The sequence below is a fragment of the Paenibacillus sp. FSL K6-1330 genome (assembly GCF_037976825.1).
Classification (GTDB): Bacteria; Bacillota; Bacilli; order Paenibacillales; family Paenibacillaceae; genus Paenibacillus_AQ.
Genome location: NZ_CP150269.1, coordinates 7,314,310 through 7,333,632 on the forward strand (window position 1 = coordinate 7,314,310; position 19,323 = coordinate 7,333,632).

Here is a 19,323-nt window from a genome sequence, read left to right on the forward strand (position 1 = left end):
GCCGGGTCAAATGCCGATTGGCAACTTTCGTTGCCTTATTGATTGAGTTAAAAGCTCAAATTTTATAAGTTGGTTACTTTACAACCAGTGCATATGCACACAACTTGTGAAACGGTCAATAAGAGTGGTAAAAGTAATTATTTGCTATATAGACTCTGATCCTAACATGATATATTCGAATATTAAGCGCCTTTCCATAAAACGTTGAGTTTTCTGGCTGACTGACGAGCAACGCAAGAGGTTTGTCAGGTCATTCTTATTGGGACTATCTTATTATTTGACTATATCAAAGCAAGTGTGATGCGCATGGTGCGTGTTTCGCTTGCTTTTTTGTTGCCGTTTTACATTAAAAAAATTCATTTGAGATAGGAGATCGAAGAATGGGAAAAGCACTAATCATTGGCGCCGGCGGCGTAGCATCTGTAGCCATTCATAAATGCGTTCAAAACAGCGAGGTTTTCGAAGAAATCTGTATCGCCAGCCGTACGAAATCCAAATGCGATGAGCTGAAAGCAAAATTGGAGGGTGGCAAAACCAAAATTACGACCGCACAGGTCGATGCAAACAACGTAGATGAGCTGATCGCTCTGATAAACGAAGTCAAACCGGATATCGTCATGAACCTGGCTCTGCCTTACCAAGATTTGACGATCATGGATGCTTGCCTGGCCACCAAAACGCACTATATGGATACGGCAAACTATGAGCCGGAAGATACGGCGAAATTCGAATACAAATGGCAATGGGATTACCGCGAACGCTTTGAAAAAGCAGGAATCACAGCTCTTTTGGGCAGCGGATTCGATCCAGGCGTAACTGGCGTATTCTCCGCTTATGCGCTGAAACACTATTTTGACGAAATCGAGTATATCGACATTCTGGATTGCAACGGCGGGGATCACGGCTATCCTTTCGCAACCAACTTCAACCCTGAAATCAACATCCGTGAAGTGTCCGCTAACGGACGCTATTGGGAAAACGGGAAATGGATCGAAACGAAGCCGATGGAAATTAAGCGTGAATATAACTTCGCTGAAGTCGGCCAGAAGGATATGTATCTGCTCTACCATGAAGAGCTTGAATCCCTTGCGCAAAACATGCCTGGACTGAAACGCATCCGTTTCTTCATGACTTTCGGTCAAAGCTATCTCATGCACTTAAAGGCGCTTGAGAACGTAGGAATGACTTCCATCGAACCGATCGAATACGAAGGAAAACAAATCATTCCGCTTCAATTCCTGAAAGCCGTACTCCCGGACCCGGCTTCCCTGGGACCTCGGACAGTGGGCAAGACGAACATCGGCTGTATCTTTAAAGGAAAAAAAGACGGCCAAGACAAGACGTACTACGTCTACAATGTTTGCGACCATCAAGAGTGCTATAAAGAAGTGGGCTCCCAAGCCATCTCCTATACAACTGGCGTGCCTGCCATGATCGGCGCGGCGATGGTCATGACGGGCAAATGGAATAAACCGGGCGTATTCAATATCGAAGAGTTCGATCCGGATCCATTCATGGAAGAGCTGAACAAATGGGGACTTCCATGGGTAGAAGACTTCAACCCGGTGCTTGTTGACGCATTGCCTGAAGAAGCGAAACAGCCGGAGCTCGTTCGCTAATATGCGATTCGAGGAATTACCGACACCCTGTTTTGTCGTCGATGAAGCACTCATCGAAAAAAACCTGAACATTTTGAACGGCGTTATGCAGCGTACGGGAGCCAAGATTGTGCTGGCGCAAAAGGCTTTTTCCATGACCGCCATGTATCCCCTCATCGGACAATACTTAAGCGGCACGACTGCGAGCGGTTTATTCGAAGCGCGGCTGGGTCACGAGGAAATGGGTAAAGAAAATCACGTCTTTTCGCCTGCCTATCGTGAAGATGAAATCGACGAAATTATTTCCATTTGCGACCATATTGTCTTCAATTCCTTCTCCCAGTTGGAAAAGTATAAAACGAAAGCTCTTGCTGCGGGTAGAAAAGTAGGCCTTCGCATCAATCCGGAATGTTCGACGCAAGAGGGACATGAAATCTATGACCCCTGTTCGCCGGGGTCCAGATTTGGCGTGAAACGAGAGGAATTCCGGCCGGAATTGCTCGAAGGCGTTTCAGGACTACACTTCCATACCCTGTGCCAACAGAACTCGGATGATTTGGAGACCACGCTGAATGCGGTCGAAGACAAGTTCGGGCAATGGCTGCCGCAGATGGAATGGATCAATTTCGGTGGCGGTCACCATATCACGAGAGACGACTATGATATCCCGAGACTCGAAGCTTGCATTAAGAGGATGCAGGAGAAATACGGTTTAGAAGTCTACCTCGAACCCGGAGAAGCCATCGCACTCAATGCGGGCTATATGGTCACCTCCGTGCTGGATATCCATCGAAACGGCATTGAGATCGCGATCGTAGACACGTCCGCTACTTGCCATATGCCCGATGTTCTGGAAATGCCTTATCGTCCGCCACTCGTCGATTCGGGCGAAGCCGGGGAGAAGCCATACACCTATCGGCTTGGTGGTCCGACCTGCCTGACGGGTGATGTCATCGGAGACTATTCCTTCGATCAGCCCCTTAAGAACGGTGACAGATTAGTGTTTGAAGATATGGCGATCTACTCCATGGTCAAAACCAACACCTTCAACGGCATGCCGCTGCCGGCCATCGCCGTGCAGGAGAAAGACGGCAATTGCCGCGTCGTACGCGAGTTCGGCTATCAGGATTTTAAGATGAGACTAGCGTAATGAATAACCAAAGCCTTAGCCCTGCAATAAGGGTTAAGGCTTTTTGGTCTAGTTCAGTTTAACAGGGCTATCGGCCAATTCCGCCAGCACCTTGCCAAGTCGGTCAAGCTGCTGTTTATTAGCTTCTATGCAGATGGGCTTAGCTTGTTCAAACTCCTCTTTTTTCTTAAAAAGTTGACGGAAGGTGACCCTGGTGCGGCCATCGAAGCCCTCGAAGGTAGCCGTTACCCGAAATTCATGAACGTTTAGATGATCAATCACGACCCGCTCCGTCGGCACAATCTCAACAAAGACGTTATGGTTAGGATAATCCACGCCATCCGGTCCGTGCATGGTGAACTTCCACGTACCTCCCGGCCTCATATCGCATTCGTGAAACGTATTCGTGAAGCCTTGCGGCCCCCACCACTTTGCCAATAAACCAGGGGTCGTCCATGCCTGAAATACAAGCTCCCGTGGGACATCGTACTCGCGCGAAGCAATAAGTTCATTCTCACCTATAGTCATGTTCCTACCTCCCCTTCTACTACCTTGCCCAGTGTGTCCAACATGATGTTTGTACCGTGTTCTCGTATTTCTGGCGTATCATGTCCGTCAAAGAATGCACCTTGCTCTGTGAAAATCAAATTCGTACCGCCCTCCACCTTGATAAGCTCGACCGTTGTGATCGACACGGAGAAGCGTACGCCGCCCGAATCCAGTGTGTACGTATAGACAATGCGCTGCTCTGGAACAAGCTCCTGGTAGCAGGCGTCGAAGGTAAAGATCGGCCCTTCGGGCGGCCCGCCGCTGCTGTACTCGCGCCCTCCAACCCGGAAATCAAAGATGTCTGGCTTCGAAAACCACTTGGCTTTGGCAATCGGATCAGCCCATGCGTGATAAACCCTCTCCGGCGAAGCGGCATAAGTCCGCTCCACGACAAAGGTTCCATGCTTGACGAATCGTTCGTTCATTGATTTTCCTCCTTATGTTCCGGATTTCCGCTCTCCTCGGCAAGAAAGTCTCCCAAAAGGTCCAAATGTCGCCCCCAACTGGTTTGCCGCTCAATGACCGGTTTCTCAAATCCGTTCTTCATCGCTTGCAGAAGGCTCGTGAAATCTTCAACCGTTAATTCAGATTTGCCCTGCATAAGCTTGGATACATGTCTGAGCTGCTCCAATAGTTTCTGTTGCTGCTTGATCTGTTCTTGGATTTGATTTATCTGCAGGCCCACGATCTCAAGCGGACTGATCTGCCCGCCAGTTAAGGCCGACTTAATCTCCACGAGAGATAACCCCAGCTCCTTAAGCGATAATATCTGGTGTAATCGTGACAAGTCCAATTCATTGTAAAGCCTGTGGCCGGATTCCGTTTGTCCTGACGGAGAGAACAACCCGATTTGATCATAAAACCGCAAGGTTCGTACGGTAAGCCCCGTCAGCTTGGCAAGATCACCGACCTTCCAATGTCTCTTCATGAACCATCTCCACTCTTTGGCGCTAGCTATGTACCGGTAGCTCTATTGTAAAACATTACGTTACGTAAGGTGCAAGCGAAATCGTGACGCTCTCCCAGTATATTTTTTACGTCCTAATTATAAACACAAGCTATTAGTCCAATCTCATGGACACTACTACAAAGCTGCTTACCTTTTAAAACCCGATCCAGTGGCTATAATCAAGTTTACATAACATGCACAGAAGGCCACCGAAATAATTGTGGTACGGTTCCACCGTATCATCTATAACGCGAAATCGAAGAGCTTTATCGACCAATATAAATCACTTGCGAACATAAATAAAAATGAGCCCAGTATAATTACCGGACTCATTTCATATAAACTGCCTAATATATATGATGTCTGGCTTTTTAGAGTCACTTCACAGATGAAACAGCATTTATATCATTAAGGCTTCGACACGGATACGAGAAGCTCGTTATCCCCAGAGATGACCGTCATTTCAGGCGGTAGGATTGGGTCTTTCACGAAGCGCGTATCTTCGATTTCCATCGCGCTGATGTCCAGCTCAACGGTAGATGGCACCAAATCTTATATTTCGCACTACTTATGATAAGGTTCAGCTTAACGGGGCAATCGGCGAAAAATTCACCACGGAAATTAAACGCCAACCATCTTTATTTGTAATGATCCATAACCATGTTCGAAGGATCTTTATCACAAACGTATGCACTTTATACCAGCTCATCCGCGATCATTTTTGCCTTTTCCGCAAGCTCTCTCATATCATCGGCCGGAACAAGCTCGGCTAATTCGTAAGTCAGCGGATTACGGGAAAATTTGTACAATTCGTCCCGAAGCAGGTTCCTCTTTTCTTCGGAGGCATCTATATAAAGCTTGCACGGCTGCCTAGCCTCATCCAAATCATGCAAATCGACATAGCCTGATTTATAAGACTCCAACACGATGGCTGAAAGATCCATTAGAACTGAGCTGGCAATATCAAGTTCTGCTCGAAACGTGCCATTAGCATTTTTCATATCAAACCCAATACTTCCGCCGTTTACCAAGTCCCCCTCAGAAAGCAGAACATCGAAACCCAAGTCCTCTAAAATCTGATTGAGCGTCACATCCGTTGAGTCCAATTGTTCCAAATAGTCTATTAATGCCAGCGAATCATCTGAACCGCCAATTAAATCTCCCCACCATTTGCTTATGTACATGTTCTTCTCCCACTTTCTTTTAAGCATTGTAATTATCCAAATAAGATCGTTTCATTATATAAGGGGTCATTGGCTTTAACTACGCTTAATCCCTCAAAATCATACTTATCAATGCCGCGTTCACCGAGCCATCATCAGTCTATGCCCGCTGCCTTTAGCAGACGAAGCAGCAGCTCCTTGCGCGGTTCCTGCGCCTTGCGAGCCAATGCAGCCAGCTTCTCCAACTTGCCCCAGATCGGGTACAGTACCCGCTCAGCCTCATCATCCGACAGAGTCTCTATTTGCTGCATTAATAGCAACAGCTTGTCTTCGCTTTCCAGCTCCGACTGAATCTTCAGCTTTAGCGAATCGTGGGATCGCAGCAGGCAGACGATCAAGGTAGGAATCGAGCGTTCCGTTATGCCATAGGTTTCGGCAAAAACGGCTGTGAACTTGTCATGCACCAGTTGATGCTCATCATCCACAAGGTCCATGTAAGCTTCAACAAGCGGAAAATAACGCTCGGACGAAAGCCCCAGCCCGAACACAGCATAACTGCCCGGCATGACGCTTTTTTCGTCCTCCGTATCTTCATACCATTCAAATTCTACCATCGCCTCACGAGCATATTCCTCCAATAACGGATGCAGCTCGGAATAAGCCAGCGCATTCGCAAACAAACGGTGCGTGTCTGATTTGGCTAGCCCCTTGATGGGCAAATACTCTCTTACACTGGATTTTAACTTGATTTTGTAGCTTTTTGGGAAGCCCTTTCGAAGCAGGGAGAGAATAAACGAAATCGCCCGCTCATACGCCCCGGCTTCTTCCTTGCGAATCGTGATGGTGAAGAGGGAAAAAACATCGTTAGCCTTGCATTCAACCAACTCATGGCGCATATTCACTTCATCGTGCGAGAAGCTGTCGCTGCCCTCCTTCAACATACGTGAGGCTTTGCCACTGCCAAGCTGCTCCGCCAGCTCCAGGAAAGTCTGCCCCCTAGATTTGCTGTAGTTCGGCTCATAACGAATAATCATTACGGCGCCGTATAACAGAAGGTCAATAGGTTGATTCGGCTCATCCTTATTCTCAAGAACAGCATCCGGCTTGAGCACATATTCGTTGGACCTGTATTCGGAACGGGTGACGTCATAGTAACGTGGCAGGAATACATCCTCGGCCCAGTCCGTCAAAGCCCTAATAATATCTCTTCGATGCTCCGCGAGAGCCTGGGCCCGTTCTTTATTCAACTCCTGAATCCGGTCAAATAAAGCGATCGTCTTTGCAGCTTCCGGTTCGGGGAACAAATACGGATCCAGCAGATGACGCGCCAAAAAGAAGGTTTCCAGCGGCTTTGTCGGGTAAGAGCCCTTCTCCAGTTTTTTCTCGATATAGGACTGAATTCGCTCCAAAAGCTGTCGCTTTTTCGCTTCATATACCGTTTCCAGCACCGTTAATTCCACAAGCCCGTCTGTCGTCGCGAAGGTTCCTTGAAAGGTAAACTGGTAATTGATCAGCGGCGACGTTTCCAACTTGTCCAGCCTCTCCCGTACGATTTCCACCAGCAGGGGCTGAACCTCATGCAATATCTGCTCCCGTGTAAAGGGCGAAACTTTCATCGACTTTTTGCCAGCGGCGCTCCCCATAGATTTCGAACTGTCAACCCCAGTCCTCCCCGGCCGATAATCCAGCATGACAAAGTCAAAGATCCCTACTTGCAGCGTGGTGCGTAAGACCACTTCCTCTACGTTCGTTCGATTCTCCTGTTCGTCAAACCATTTATGAATGGCCGTTTTCATCTCTTCCAAGGCTTCTTTTTGCAATTCGTTCATTGTCTCTCACCTTTCCACATATTCCATCTTTTCTCAACATTATCATACTATGAAAATGGAAATCCTTGTTGAAACTATATACCTTTTCTGGAGACCAGCTAAGCTTAATAATAAAACGAACAAGCTCTCCAATAGATCGGAAGTATGCACATTGCTATAGAAATGAATTAAATATGTAGTCACCCAGATAAATACTTTTGAAATCGAAAAGCTTTATTGACCAAAATAAATCACTTGCGGACATAAATGAAAATGAGCCCGGTATAACTACCAGACTCATTTCATTAAACTGCCCAATACCTGGGATTCCTTTAACCGGGATCTTTTATTTACCTTTGCCGGCATAATAAATGTCGTGCCGTTCAAGCGGTCTCATAGCTTTCTCCGCCATGAAGGCAGGAGGGTGCGGCATCCGGTTCGCTATCCACCACTCCCCCGTTCCGACTAAGACCGAAGAAGTGAACGGGAGCGTGGCTTCCGCATCCATGCCTTGGTTGACCCCCTCCATATCGACCTGCTTCGGAGTCAAGATTGTTAGCTCATAGGATGAAGTCAAGCCATCATACTCTGCCGTGATGAGTACGGTTCCTTCCGACTTCGCCGTGACTACACCGCTAGCGCTGATCTCCGCTTTACTTGGATCACTGCTTGTATAGGTGACGTTTATCTCTACCTTTTCACGGCTTCCATCACTGTATACTGCAGTAGTCACCGTTTGATCACTTTCTCCAACGGCCAGGGTAATCAGGCCCTCGAGCTCAAGTCCAATCAGGCTAACTGGCTCTTCTTCGTTGCCTTCTGATACCGATTGTAAAACAGGTCGTTTACCAATACCGTCCCATCTCCAAATCGCGTTAAAGTCCCACCCTAACCTGTCTGTATAGGTGGATGGAGTCTCTATTTCAGTTTCAGATAGGCCTAATCCTTTAAGGGTTGTTAATGCTCCCTCAGCGACACCTTCTTTATCAACAATCAAGCCGTCAAATGCATAATTATTTTCGAGCGTGGCGGTGTGCCCCGCAAGAACTCGTCCCATCACCCGGTTCGCCATCGTTGGCGCCGTAACCGAAGGGCCCAGGGCAATGACATTTCTGACGACCGTATCATTGTATCCGTATCCAGTCACTCCGCCCGCATTGCTCGTCATCGCCCGAACGGTTCCAGACGCATACACGTTTTCTGTTAGGCTGCCCGAGTTCGTAATTCCGATTAGGCCGCCGGCCTGACTTACCTGAGCGGTTACATCCGCGGTAGAATAGCTGTTTCTGACAATACCATTGGAATAGCCTACTAGACCGCCAACTGTGCTGGAGCCTGTAATTGAGCCTGTTGAAAGACTATTCTCTACCTCGCCATTGTTCGTGTTGACGAGTATGCCTATTCTGCTCCCGCCAGTGACGCTGGCATTGATCATGGCTATATTTTTAATCACTCCGGCATTTAGATGGAATAAGCCGCCGCTCGAAGAATTAAAGTTAACTATTTTCTTCCCGCCGCCATCCAGTACACCGGTGAACGAAACTTCTTTAAAAAGTGACTCAGCCGGTTGTCCGGCGTAATCCAAATCATTGTCCAAAATATACTTTTCTGCCGGGAAGTTTTCCATAACGTTCAAATCAGCAATGAATTTGATTTTGTAATAACCTGCTTCGTTCCTTTCCAAAGGCACGACAGGCTCGCTTGCCTCTTCAGGATTACTGTTCAATACCGGACGCTTTAAAGCATCATTCCACATCCAAACCGATTCAAAATCCCATTTCAATATATTGATATACGTATTGGAATCTTCAACCTGTTGCTGGGATAGCCCTAAGCCTTTTCTGTTGTCAGCAGCGGCAATACTTTCACCTTCTACATCCACAATCATGCCATCAAACGCATAATTATTCTCAAGCGTTGCGGTATGCCCGGCAAGAACTCGCCCCACCACACGGTTTGCCATCGTCGGCGTCACGACGGAAGGACCGAGAGCAATAACGTTTTTAACAACCGTCTCATTATAGGCGTAGCCAGTCACTCCGCCTGCATTACTTCTAAGCGCCTGAACAGCTCCAGATGCATACACGTTTTCCGTTAAACTGCCTGCGTTTGTAATTCCGATCAGGCCGCCAGCTTGGTTCAGCTGGGCCGTTACATCTGCAGTAGAATAGCTGTTTCTCACGATGCCATTGGAATAGCCCGCTAGACCGCCCACCGTGCTGGAGCCTTCGATTGTGCCCGTTACATAACTATTCTCTACCGTTCCGTTGTTCGTGTTAACGAGTATGCCTATATTACTCCCGCCAGTGACACTTGCATCTACCACAGCTATGTTTTTAATCGTTCCGCCATTAAGGTGGAATAAGCCGCCGTTTTCTGATTTTAAATTGGCTAAGGATTTATTATTTCCATCCAATATGCCAAGGAAAGGCGTCCCCTTAAATAAAGGATCAAAAAGCTGCCCTTCAAAATCAAGATCGTTTTCCAATATATAATTTTCATTTGGAAATTCTGAAATGGTCTTTAATTCGCTAATCGAACGGATGATGTAGTACCCATCTTCGTTCTGATCAAGCTTCGGCTTTTGAATATGATCTTCGTCAATTTGCTCCAAATTACTTTGCAGTAATGAACGTTTGGCATCTTCATTCCAGATCCAGATCGAATCAAAATCCCAACCGAGGGTTTCTGTGAAAAATGATGACTTCGTAAATGTTTCGGTACTGACCCCCTGTCCTTTCTCATTGTTCGGATCATTCACTGTAACATTCTCACTGCTAACAAACATATTTTCATCGGCGTAATTATTGACTAAAGTTGCCGTCTCGCCAGCTAAAACTCTGCCGACAATTCGATTTGATGCAGTACCTGTAACAACGGATGGATTTAATGCCATACTATTTCGAATGACCGTATTGTTATATCCGTATCCGCTGATGCCGCCAGCATTTGATTCTTCTGCTATTACGGCTCCCATGGCATAGACCTGTTCTGTTATACTCCCCCGATTCGTAATCCCGATCATGCCGCCGGCTTGCTTGCCTCGTGCATGGACCCGAGCTGTTGAATAACTGTTTCTAACGATACCGTTCGAGTAGCCCACAAGACCGCCAACGGTAGAATTGCCTCGAATAGATCCGGTACTGTAGGCATATTCCACGATCCCATCATTCTGATCAACCAGGATCCCAACATTACTTCGGCGCACATCAATTTCAGCATGGATTATTCCTACATTCCGAATCGTCCCTTCATTAATGGCAAAGAGTCCCGCTCCGCCCGAGGAGACAATAACACCTGTAATCGTATGCCCTTGCCCATCGAACGTACCCGTAAATGGAGTGTCATTCGCGCCAATGGCTTCAAAATACATGCCATTACCATCAATATCCTGGGTTAAAATAAAATGTTTATCCGGGAACTCATGCATTTTATAGAGTCCACTGGCACTTTTGATTTGATATGGGTTGCCTTCCGAACCATCGCCCAGCATTCCTTCTTTAGCTATTAACGGGTCCGTTAACGGCTCTTGATCGATTGGATTATTAACCACTCTTACGATGATCGTATGTTCATCGCCAAATGAAAGAGGGTTATCAAATAAGATGATCTGTTCACGTCCGAGATGTTCTAGTGTTGCTTCTTGAATCACCGTTTCCAACAGCTGTTCACCTGTATGATCACGCTTTTCCCCGATAACGGTGACACGTTCAAGCGAGCTCGGGTAATTCAAAACCCCAACGCCCTTCAAGACGTTATTTTCTACAATTGCGCTCGTTAAGCTCATATAATTTTCAGGTTGGTTAATCGTAAATGAATCCATTTCAACTCCGTCGCTGTTGTAAGCTTTCAACGTGAGAGATTGATCGTTTGATTCTAAAATAACACCCGTCTGCTTATTTTCATCATACACGATATGATCCCAGTCAAATGATTTGTTATCAAAGAACGTTGGACCTGATGACCCAACTGTCACAAAAGTTGTTCCTAAATTCATCGCTTCTTCCGATATATCTTTTACACCGTTTCGTATGGTTGCCCGTTTATACACATGATCATGACCGCCAATATACATACTAACGCCAAGCCGTTCAAATGCTTGAGACAATTTCACTCTCATCATGTCCATACCGGTCTCATCGCCAGATTGACCGCCATAATAAGGATAATGCCCCATCACGATTTTCCACTTCTTGTCGGTCGCCCGCATATCTTTCTCCAGCCATGACAGCTGCTTGTCGAAATCCAGCACAGAATTCAGAACAGCAATGTGCATATCGCCATAATCAAACGAATAATTCGTTTCCCGGTAACTGCCTTCACCGTTCTTCGGCAGGTTGAAAAACCCGGAGAACGGCCCGATTTTCCGCTCCGTCGCACGTTCACGGTCCCCGACAATGTGAGCAGAAACGAGACCCATATCATTGTTGTAAATGTTGCTAAACACATCATCCCATGCATACATATTGCCGCCGTTCTCGACCAAGTCTCCGACTTGAATCACAGTCTGTCCGTTTGAATTTTTCTCCTGCAGAACATCCAGCATATTTTTAAACAGTCGGAAACTTTCCGGATTTCGATCTGGAACTTCAAGATCCCCCATCACATACAATACGGCTTCCTCTGAAGCTGGCGCGGTCCTAAAGCTATAACTGCCGCTCCAAGGTCCAGTCGGTGACATTCCATACCGATAGTCATACTTAGCCCCTAAGTCGAGATCTGTTAAATTCGCTTCATGAGCTGCAAGCACCCGATAATTACTCTTCGCAAACGTATCACCATAGGCGACTTGAAAATAAGAGACTTCCGCCTGTACCACTTCAGCATGGTCCCACGTCGTCTCGGACTCCGGTTTATATTGAACATACGACGTTTCTAACGCCTTATCCGTCACCAAATTTATTCCTACTTCACGTTCATTCCCACCTACATTAACAATGGGTTGAAATTCATTTAAAATTTTATCCGCATCTAGCTTTTGTTGATCAACAAGTAATCGAATAAGTTCAACACGCGTATTTCCTTGAGAGTCGGTTGCTACATACTTAATGAAATGTTCTCCATACATGTCGACCTTGAAATGCTGATTTGCTACGGCTACTTCTCCTTTATCATTTAAAACGATGGCTTCCACCGATAAAGATTGACCGCGATTATCCGTCGCCGAAGCGCCCAGCACCTCCACTTGATCCCCAAGCTTAATCGTGTCCGGATATTGTCCATGTACCGTAATTTCAGGCGCGTGCACCGTGCCCCTCGTTTCATCACCAATCCAAATTGGAGCACTTATAGCTTCTTCACCGTCTGCTTGGAATGCTCTAACGAGGAAATAATCCCCATCTTTTGTTGCTAAGGTTACTTCCTTTTCAAATTGATTACTGGCAATACTGCGATACTCCTTGAGAATTTCACCGCTGTTTTTGTAAATAACAACTTTATCCAAATCATCGTTAGCATCAGGATCATTTATCCGTACTTTAAGTTCAATTTCTTTTGTTTTGGCTGGAAGGATCGCCCCCATCATCTGACCTTTTGCTGAAACCGCCATTTCTAAGTTACGATCAAATGATACATAGGTGCGGTGGTTTCGCATCGCCTCGTAAAGACCTTCTCTTGTTAGATTATCCCCCCACATACCGGTCACATGGGGCTGGACCATTCCCCAATTTCCTTTGTGCTCGTCTCCGCCAAACACAGGTGAAACATGCCAGCCTTGATCTAACGCCTTGGTATAGATTGCAAAATCATTGGAGGATTTGTATTCCATCAGATTAAGGTTTCTGTCAACATCCCGGTTATAATGTTTAAATTCATTGAAACTCCAATTTCCTGACGAGCGTGGATGATTAAATTGAGCAATCGCATTGGGATCTTGGGCAAGTCTTGCGTAAAAGGTTGGCAAATCATATTTTATGTCGCTCCAGCCCCAAGTGCCATCCGCACCTACTCCATGTGTTCTTGCAAACCATGGGGCATTAAATAAGTTGATATGGCCCGCTTCATCATACCAAGTCACTTCCGTACCAGGCAGCGTAATAAATTCGTGATCACGATTGTGAGCATCTGATTGCTCATGCAGCAACTTGTATTCTTCTGAATAAGAGTCTTGAACATCCGTAATAAAATCACTGCCCGTACTGATGTCATAAGTCACGTCGTGTTCAGTCACTGCATAAAAATCAAAGTCTGTATTAGCTTTCACAAAATTGTAAGCATCATTAGGCAACAATATACCATCACTGAGAGATGTGTGGGTATGCATGTGACCTTTGAACAGTGAAGCTCCTAAGTACTTAGCTCTATCTTTTTTAGAAACACCATCTTCTAAAGACGCCGCGAATACATTAATGCCGTAACAAAGACTAACAACCCCCACAATGAAACAAGCCATCACAATAAAAGGCAGACTTCTTCTTTGGGACTTCAATTAAAATCCTCTCCTTTTTCGGCTTAAAATGATAATACAGGTATTAGAAAAACAAACAGCCCCTAAACTAAAAAATGCGTCTGAAGGCTGTTCATATCATCTATCTTGTTCATCACAGTCGCAACAATCGCTTTATGATAGGTGCAAGCGACTGTGCCATGCGCAAAAATCCGAGGTCCGTTGGATGTGTTCCGTCAACCGTACAATCATTGACGAAATCATCGCCTAGCAGCTTAAAGCCGTCAACGAAATGGAGATTACGGTCTCCTTCTGTCCGCCTCTGTTCAACGTTCTCGATCTGAATCAGCCTGCGGCGATCATTAAGCTTCCTTCTCTCCGTATAGAACTGATCTTCGGCAGTGCTAATCCTTGAGACTACTAATATAGGAACTTCGGGATGCCGCTCTCTCAAAATTTGGATGAAGGCAGGCAGCGTTCGTGCGATGTTTCCGGCCTCGCCCGTATTCCCTTCATAATCAAGAATGAATAGCCCCGGATCATCGATTTCCGACATGATATGCGCGAGCTCCGGCTCGCCCTTTCCATTCCCCGAGAAGCCAAGATTTACGAACTCCACCGGAATCATACGGCTGAGAATATTAGAATAAGCCATACCCGGCCGGGAGGCACATCCCCCTTGCGTAATCGAAGTTCCATATATAATGACGGGTCTACTGCTTGCATAGGCAGGTGCATCGCTTATGACAGCATCCTTATCTACACCGATCCACACCTCCTCTACCCCTTGGTAGAGCGGCATGTTTAAGGTGACGGCCACATCTTTTTTTGTATCCCACTGATAAAACTGTGATTCATATTCACTTTCCGTTGGCTTGAATTTAGCCGTGGTGATAAAGCTCTGCTCTCCCGGCTCTCCAAGATAGCAGTCAACCCCGCACTGCCCGGTAGGCGGCATATGATACATATTGGCCGGTCCGGCAAGACGCATCCTTATGACCAGCCTTGAGGAATTGGTGCGAAAGCGAATTTGCCCGCCTGCCGTACAATAAGCAAGCGTATCAACCGCGGGCGGCAAGACAGCCCCGGAAGCCAAAGGCAGGCGTCTGTAAATCCCATCCTGCGCAAGCCAAGGGAAGCCCGCGATGTGAAAGGGCGCTTCAAGCGGAGAATGCCATTTTAACTGTTCCCCATTTGTTGTCTCCGGGTATATAGTTCCGCCCAGTTGATCTAAGTTTATCTCTTTCGATTGTACGGCCATCTATATCTACTCCCTCACTATATTTACTAGAGGTTGTTCAAAAAGTCGCCTTTTGATCACGAAGTGAGCCAAGAAGTAACTCGGCATCGAATCTTGAATTCAGCCGGTCCTTCCGGTGCTCACGTACCCAAAACGTACGCTCCGCTCCTCACTCCCTATCTTCATCCAACCTTCTCGGTGCTGAAAATCCTACTTTTTGAACTGGCACTATTACAATACCTTTGATGGGTTTACTCCATTTGGAATACATATTTCCGAATCGCCTGAGCAACGCCGTCCTCATTGTTGGTAACCGTGATTACGTCCGCTATTGACTTGATATAATCTTCACCGTTGGCCATCGCCACACCGAGACCTGCCGCCTTCAATAGCTTCGCGTCATTATCACTGTCTCCCATAGCAATTACATCGGACATAGAGAAGCCAAGCATCTGACAAACCTCGCGTACTCCGCTTTCCTTTGTAATGCCTTTAACTGAAATCTCCATATTACTAAGGGCCGAACGGGTAACTTCAAGCGTCCCCCAACTGAGCAGCTCTTCCTTAATTTCCGCGAGCTTCTGTTGATCATTGCTGCCGATGCCGAATTTCATCCAATCCCGTTCGAACATCTCAGACGTCCAATCCTTGTCGCCCGTCAGGCTTTCCACGCTGTAGCCCCAATACCACTCGCCCCGCTCGGCAGCAATGGCGTGAATGCGGCGGATCGTGTCCCGAGGAATAAAGACGCGTTGATTAAGCCTGCCCGGTCCCTCCCAAACTTCTGCGCCATTGAGCAGCACCATCGGGGAATCGAGCCCAAGCTCGTCCCAGAAGCCCTTGGTAGTTTGCAAACCTCTTCCGGTGGAGAATATTACTTTCACACCGTGATCTACTGCATATTGAAGCCACTTTTTGGTCTCTTCCGTAATTTTCTTTTCATCCGTCAGAAGAGTCCCGTCCAGATCCAATGCAATCAGCTTATACTTCGCTTTTACCTGATGCATGACATTCATCCCTTCACAGCCCCCATTGTCGCACCTTCCATAAGAAGTTTTTGGAATAGGATATAAATAATAATGGACGGTACCATCGCAATGGTTACACCGGCAAACAAAGTTACCCAATCCGCAGTAAACTCCATTTGCTTGTTCGCAGAATACATTTGCACCGCAATGGGATATTTCTTTGGATCGCTCAAATAGATGAACGGCGCTAAGAAATTGTTATAGAACCCTAGGAACTTGAATACGCCAACGGTTACAATTCCCGGTGTAGACAAAGGAACAATAACACGCCAAAACTTTTGGAATAATGTAGCGCCATCCATCGTTGCGCTCTCCTCAAGCTCCATCGGTAGAGAGCTCATAAACCCTCCGAGCAGCATAAGGTAGAACACACTTTCACCCAAACTAGACAGGAGAATTAATCCGGTCAAGCTATTGGTCAAACTCAGTTCCCGCATAATGACATACTGGGGTACAAGTGCATTGATGCCAGGCAGGAACAGGGACAACATAATCAAACCCCAAATCAATTTTCTTCCTTTGAAGCTCATTCGAGTAAGCGCATAGGCGTTAAGTGTTGTAAAGAAAAGCCCAAGCACCAGACTTCCGCCAACATAATAAAGGGTATTTAAGAGTGATTGCCCAAAACCGTATTGATTCCAAGCCTTCGAATAATTCTGCAATCTTAGTTCCGAAGGCAGCGCCCATATATCTTTAAAAAACTCAGGATTGCTTTTTAACGATTCATAAATAACCCAGATTAAAGGAAATATTATAGTCAGCGACCAGGCATACAGCACCAAACGCCACACAATGTCCATTAACGTTCGTTTTTCCTTCAAACATATCCCCTCCGAACCTTCATTTGGAAACTAATACTCGTAGCCTTTGTTCGGCACAAATTTATCGATTAACAGCTTTGCCGTTACTAATATGACGAATAGAATCATACCGACTGCGGAAGCGTAGCCGTAATTCCGATACTCTACGCCAAAAGCTAAGTTAAACATGTAGAGGCCGATGACGTCCGTCGACCCGAATGGCCCCCCATTCGTCATAATGAGGATGATTTCGAAGCCCTTCATTGTGCCGACGACAAGGAACAAAGCGCTGACGCGGATAATGGGCGTAACAAGCGGCATTGTAATTTTAAACAAACGTGTCATATGTCCGGCGCCTTCAAGAATCGCCGCCTCGTACAATGACTTTGGAATCCCCAGCATCGCATTGGCAAAGATAATAACGTACAGGCCGACGCCGCCCCAAACCCATGCCGGGATAATGGATGCAAGCGCTGTGCTTTCATTGCCCAGCCAATAGAAATTTCCGGTATCAATTCCGACGAACTTTAGAATCCCATTCAGCAAACCGTACGATCCGTCATAAATGAAAGCCCAGAGGAGAGCGACTACGACCGTAGATAAAACGTTCGGGAAGAAAAACAATACCTTCAAAAATTTATTTTCTTTATACGATTTATTGGTAATTAAATAGGCAAGGAGCAGGGAGATGATAATAACAAAGAAAGGCACTGTTATCATAAGAATCAAGTTGTGGGTAAGTGCGCGCCATACATATTTATCTTGGAATGCGGTGACGAAATTGGACAGCCCGACAAACGTTGCATCCGTAAACCCGTCCCAATTGAGCAGCGCATAATAAACGGATAGAATGTTCGGGAACAACGTAAACAGCAAATAGCCGCCAAAGGGAGGCACGATGGCTATGAACAGAAATATCCACTTCTGCGTATTCGCTTTATCTAGACCCATAAGCTTGCGCATAGCGGTCTTTGGTGTCTTCACAACGGTTGAATCAGACACAAGAGGTCAACTCCTATCTTACTGGACGTTTATAAATCTTTTTCAGTGTGAAGCCTATAGGGTCTCAGAAGTTAAAACGGAAGAGCGGAGATGAATCCACCCCGCTCCATCACGTCTTTTTATTTCTTTTCAGCCTCTAGAGCTTTCTTCAGCAGCTCTTCAGCTTGCTCCAGAATCGGTTTCGGATCCTGCATACCCATAGCAAATTTCACAATATTCTCATTCATCAATTTTTCTGCTTGAGCAAGATTCGGATCGGAAATGTTGATAGACCGGCTTGCTTTAAAAGTCTGAGCATTATTATCTGCAATGTACTTCAGAACAGATTGAGCAGAGCTGGAAAGGTTAGCCGCTCTGGCAGGATCTTCCGTCAAATCCTTGCGCATTGGCAAAGCGCCTGCCTTTTCGGCAGCAAATTGTTGATTTTCAAGCGTAACCAGCCATGCGATCAGTTCTTTAGCCCACTTTTTGTTTAATTCCGGCTTAGCTGCCCAGATATAGTTGAAGTTTGAAGTTCCGCTTCGAATCCAAAGCGTTTGATTGGTGTTATCTCTGAAAGGAACAGCCATGAAACCCCAATCGAAATCCGCAGGCGTTGCTTCCTTCATCTCATTCTCGACATGTGTCCCAGTCGATACCATAGCGGCTTGCCCCTGAATAACCTGCATTTGCGATTGCGTATGGTTCAATGCCGGAAGTCCTTCTGCAAAATATCCCAGCTTGCCAAGCTCATAGAAGCGCGTCCAGGTTTCAACCGTCTCTGGATTTGTGTATTGCGGCAGACCATAAGTTCTATAATCTTCGATAAATTCATCGACATGGCTATTGATATCAGCCAACTCAAAATTTTTGGCTGTTCCGAAAGCCCAGTTATGGTAGCTTGGATGAATGCCTGGGAACGTAATTGGAGCAATGCCGTCCGCTTTAATGTCTGCTAGAAGCGCTTTAAATTCGTCCCATGTGTTCGGGTTTTGGTTCCAGCCATGCTCTTCGAATAGCTTTTTGTTAAAAAACAACCCGCCAAAGCTGCTCGCCGTAGTAAATTCATACCTTTTCCCATTGATCAGCGGCGTTGACTCGTACATGCCAGGCATCATAAGATCCTTGACCTTTTTATCTGGTACGTCTGGAAGAGGGAACTCCCAGATGTCATCCATTGGTTCAAGCTTGCCGGCTTCAGCGAGTCCAATAATACCTCCAGACGGCTCTGTATTGAATAGATCAAACATGTCATTATCATTGCCTGCCGAGATTTTTGTAGAAAGAATCGTCTTCATATCAGCTGAAGCCGTGATGTCTATTTTGACATTGGGATACTTAGCTGTGAACGATTCAACTGCATAATCGAACCACTCCCGGCCATATCCTCCTACAAAGAAGCCTACCTTTAGCGTTACTTCCTCATTCTTCGGCAATCCATTCTCATAAACATCTGCTTCAGCAGATACACCCGCCTTATCCGAACCAGCAGGAGTTGTACTTGGGCTAGCCTCGTTCTTTCCGCTGTTACCACCGCAACCAGCCAGCATTGTTAAAGATAATAGCGCTGCAACACCCGTGCTCATGAATCGTTTCATTTTTCCATTAAACATTATTTCGCTCCCCCATTAATTAATAAATAAATTGGATTAACTATTTAAGCATAACTATGTTTTGTTAATCAGCAATCAAA

General features: G+C 46.2%; 14 protein-coding genes. 2 read left to right on the top strand and 12 right to left on the bottom strand.

Annotated elements, in window-relative coordinates; all coding sequences use genetic code 11:
• Window positions 1-380: 380 nt before the first annotated feature.
• Both NYE54_RS33310 and nspC read left to right on the top strand, forming a co-directional pair.
• Window positions 381-1,619 carry a saccharopine dehydrogenase family protein gene (locus NYE54_RS33310; RefSeq protein WP_076323649.1) on the top strand — a complete coding sequence of 413 codons (1,239 nt, stop codon included), beginning with the start codon at window positions 381-383 and terminating at the stop codon, window positions 1,617-1,619.
• Between the two features lies 1 nt (window position 1,620).
• Window positions 1,621-2,748, top strand: coding sequence for a carboxynorspermidine decarboxylase (gene nspC / locus NYE54_RS33315; protein WP_339269026.1), 1,128 nt, complete (start codon window positions 1,621-1,623; stop codon window positions 2,746-2,748).
• 48 nt (window positions 2,749-2,796) lie between these two features.
• Here the strand turns inward: nspC and NYE54_RS33320 are convergent, their stop codons facing one another.
• The 12 genes from NYE54_RS33320 to NYE54_RS33375 form a co-directional block, all read right to left on the bottom strand.
• On the bottom strand, window positions 2,797-3,255 hold the full coding sequence (locus NYE54_RS33320; protein WP_339269028.1) for an SRPBCC family protein: 459 nt from the start codon (window positions 3,253-3,255) through the stop codon (window positions 2,797-2,799).
• The gene (locus tag NYE54_RS33325) at window positions 3,252-3,701 is read right to left on the bottom strand and encodes an SRPBCC family protein (RefSeq protein ID WP_339269030.1); all 450 of its coding nucleotides are present in this window, start codon (window positions 3,699-3,701) and stop codon (window positions 3,252-3,254) included. Before NYE54_RS33325 ends, NYE54_RS33320 begins: the two co-directional genes overlap by 4 nt.
• The gene (locus tag NYE54_RS33330; RefSeq protein WP_339269032.1) at window positions 3,698-4,204 is read right to left on the bottom strand and encodes a MerR family transcriptional regulator; all 507 of its coding nucleotides are present in this window, start codon (window positions 4,202-4,204) and stop codon (window positions 3,698-3,700) included. The genes NYE54_RS33325 and NYE54_RS33330 overlap by 4 nt, the downstream gene beginning before the upstream one ends.
• A 429-nt stretch (window positions 4,205-4,633) precedes the next feature.
• Window positions 4,634-4,738: a hypothetical protein gene (locus NYE54_RS33335; RefSeq protein ID WP_339273751.1), complete on the bottom strand. Its 105-nt coding sequence runs from the start codon at window positions 4,736-4,738 to the stop codon at window positions 4,634-4,636.
• 182 nt (window positions 4,739-4,920) lie between these two features.
• On the bottom strand, window positions 4,921-5,409 hold the full coding sequence (locus tag NYE54_RS33340; RefSeq protein WP_339269034.1) for an imm68 putative immunity domain-containing protein: 489 nt from the start codon (window positions 5,407-5,409) through the stop codon (window positions 4,921-4,923).
• Window positions 5,410-5,543: 134 nt separating this feature from the next.
• Complete coding sequence (locus NYE54_RS33345; protein ID WP_339269036.1) at window positions 5,544-7,217, bottom strand: DUF6138 family protein; 1,674 nt, start codon at window positions 7,215-7,217, stop codon at window positions 5,544-5,546.
• A gap of 325 nt (window positions 7,218-7,542) precedes the next feature.
• Complete coding sequence (locus NYE54_RS33350) at window positions 7,543-13,623, bottom strand: CehA/McbA family metallohydrolase (protein WP_339269038.1); 6,081 nt, start codon at window positions 13,621-13,623, stop codon at window positions 7,543-7,545.
• A 112-nt stretch (window positions 13,624-13,735) separates the two neighbouring features.
• Window positions 13,736-14,842, bottom strand: coding sequence for an SGNH/GDSL hydrolase family protein (locus NYE54_RS33355; protein ID WP_339269039.1), 1,107 nt, complete (start codon window positions 14,840-14,842; stop codon window positions 13,736-13,738).
• A gap of 230 nt (window positions 14,843-15,072) precedes the next feature.
• On the bottom strand, window positions 15,073-15,837 hold the full coding sequence (locus NYE54_RS33360; RefSeq protein WP_339269041.1) for a Cof-type HAD-IIB family hydrolase: 765 nt from the start codon (window positions 15,835-15,837) through the stop codon (window positions 15,073-15,075).
• On the bottom strand, window positions 15,834-16,670 hold the full coding sequence (locus NYE54_RS33365; protein ID WP_098749545.1) for a carbohydrate ABC transporter permease: 837 nt from the start codon (window positions 16,668-16,670) through the stop codon (window positions 15,834-15,836). The genes NYE54_RS33360 and NYE54_RS33365 overlap by 4 nt, the downstream gene beginning before the upstream one ends.
• 30 nt (window positions 16,671-16,700) lie before the next feature.
• Window positions 16,701-17,651 (bottom strand): sugar ABC transporter permease, encoded by a 951-nt coding sequence (locus NYE54_RS33370; RefSeq protein ID WP_076323638.1) that lies wholly within the window; start codon window positions 17,649-17,651, stop codon window positions 16,701-16,703.
• A 119-nt stretch (window positions 17,652-17,770) separates the two neighbouring features.
• Entirely contained in the window at window positions 17,771-19,243 is a 1,473-nt protein-coding gene (locus NYE54_RS33375) for an extracellular solute-binding protein (protein WP_339269044.1), read from the bottom strand.
• Between the last annotated feature and the right edge of the window lie 80 nt (window positions 19,244-19,323).

Bases quoted from the DNA above. Each gene is read 5' to 3' on its own strand.
- NYE54_RS33325 (WP_339269030.1), bottom strand. From the start codon at position 3,701: ATGAACGAACGATTCGTCAAGCATGGAACCTTTGTCGTGGAGCGGACT.
- NYE54_RS33310 (WP_076323649.1), top strand. From the start codon at position 381: ATGGGAAAAGCACTAATCATTGGCGCCGGCGGCGTAGCATCTGTAGCC.
- nspC (WP_339269026.1), top strand. From the start codon at position 1,621: ATGCGATTCGAGGAATTACCGACACCCTGTTTTGTCGTCGATGAAGCA.
- NYE54_RS33340 (WP_339269034.1), bottom strand. From the start codon at position 5,409: ATGTACATAAGCAAATGGTGGGGAGATTTAATTGGCGGTTCAGATGAT.
- NYE54_RS33335 (WP_339273751.1), bottom strand. From the start codon at position 4,738: ATGGAAATCGAAGATACGCGCTTCGTGAAAGACCCAATCCTACCGCCT.
- NYE54_RS33320 (WP_339269028.1), bottom strand. From the start codon at position 3,255: ATGACTATAGGTGAGAATGAACTTATTGCTTCGCGCGAGTACGATGTC.
- NYE54_RS33355 (WP_339269039.1), bottom strand. From the start codon at position 14,842: ATGGCCGTACAATCGAAAGAGATAAACTTAGATCAACTGGGCGGAACT.
- NYE54_RS33360 (WP_339269041.1), bottom strand. From the start codon at position 15,837: ATGAATGTCATGCATCAGGTAAAAGCGAAGTATAAGCTGATTGCATTG.
- NYE54_RS33330 (WP_339269032.1), bottom strand. From the start codon at position 4,204: ATGAAGAGACATTGGAAGGTCGGTGATCTTGCCAAGCTGACGGGGCTT.
- NYE54_RS33345 (WP_339269036.1), bottom strand. From the start codon at position 7,217: ATGAACGAATTGCAAAAAGAAGCCTTGGAAGAGATGAAAACGGCCATT.
- NYE54_RS33375 (WP_339269044.1), bottom strand. From the start codon at position 19,243: ATGTTTAATGGAAAAATGAAACGATTCATGAGCACGGGTGTTGCAGCG.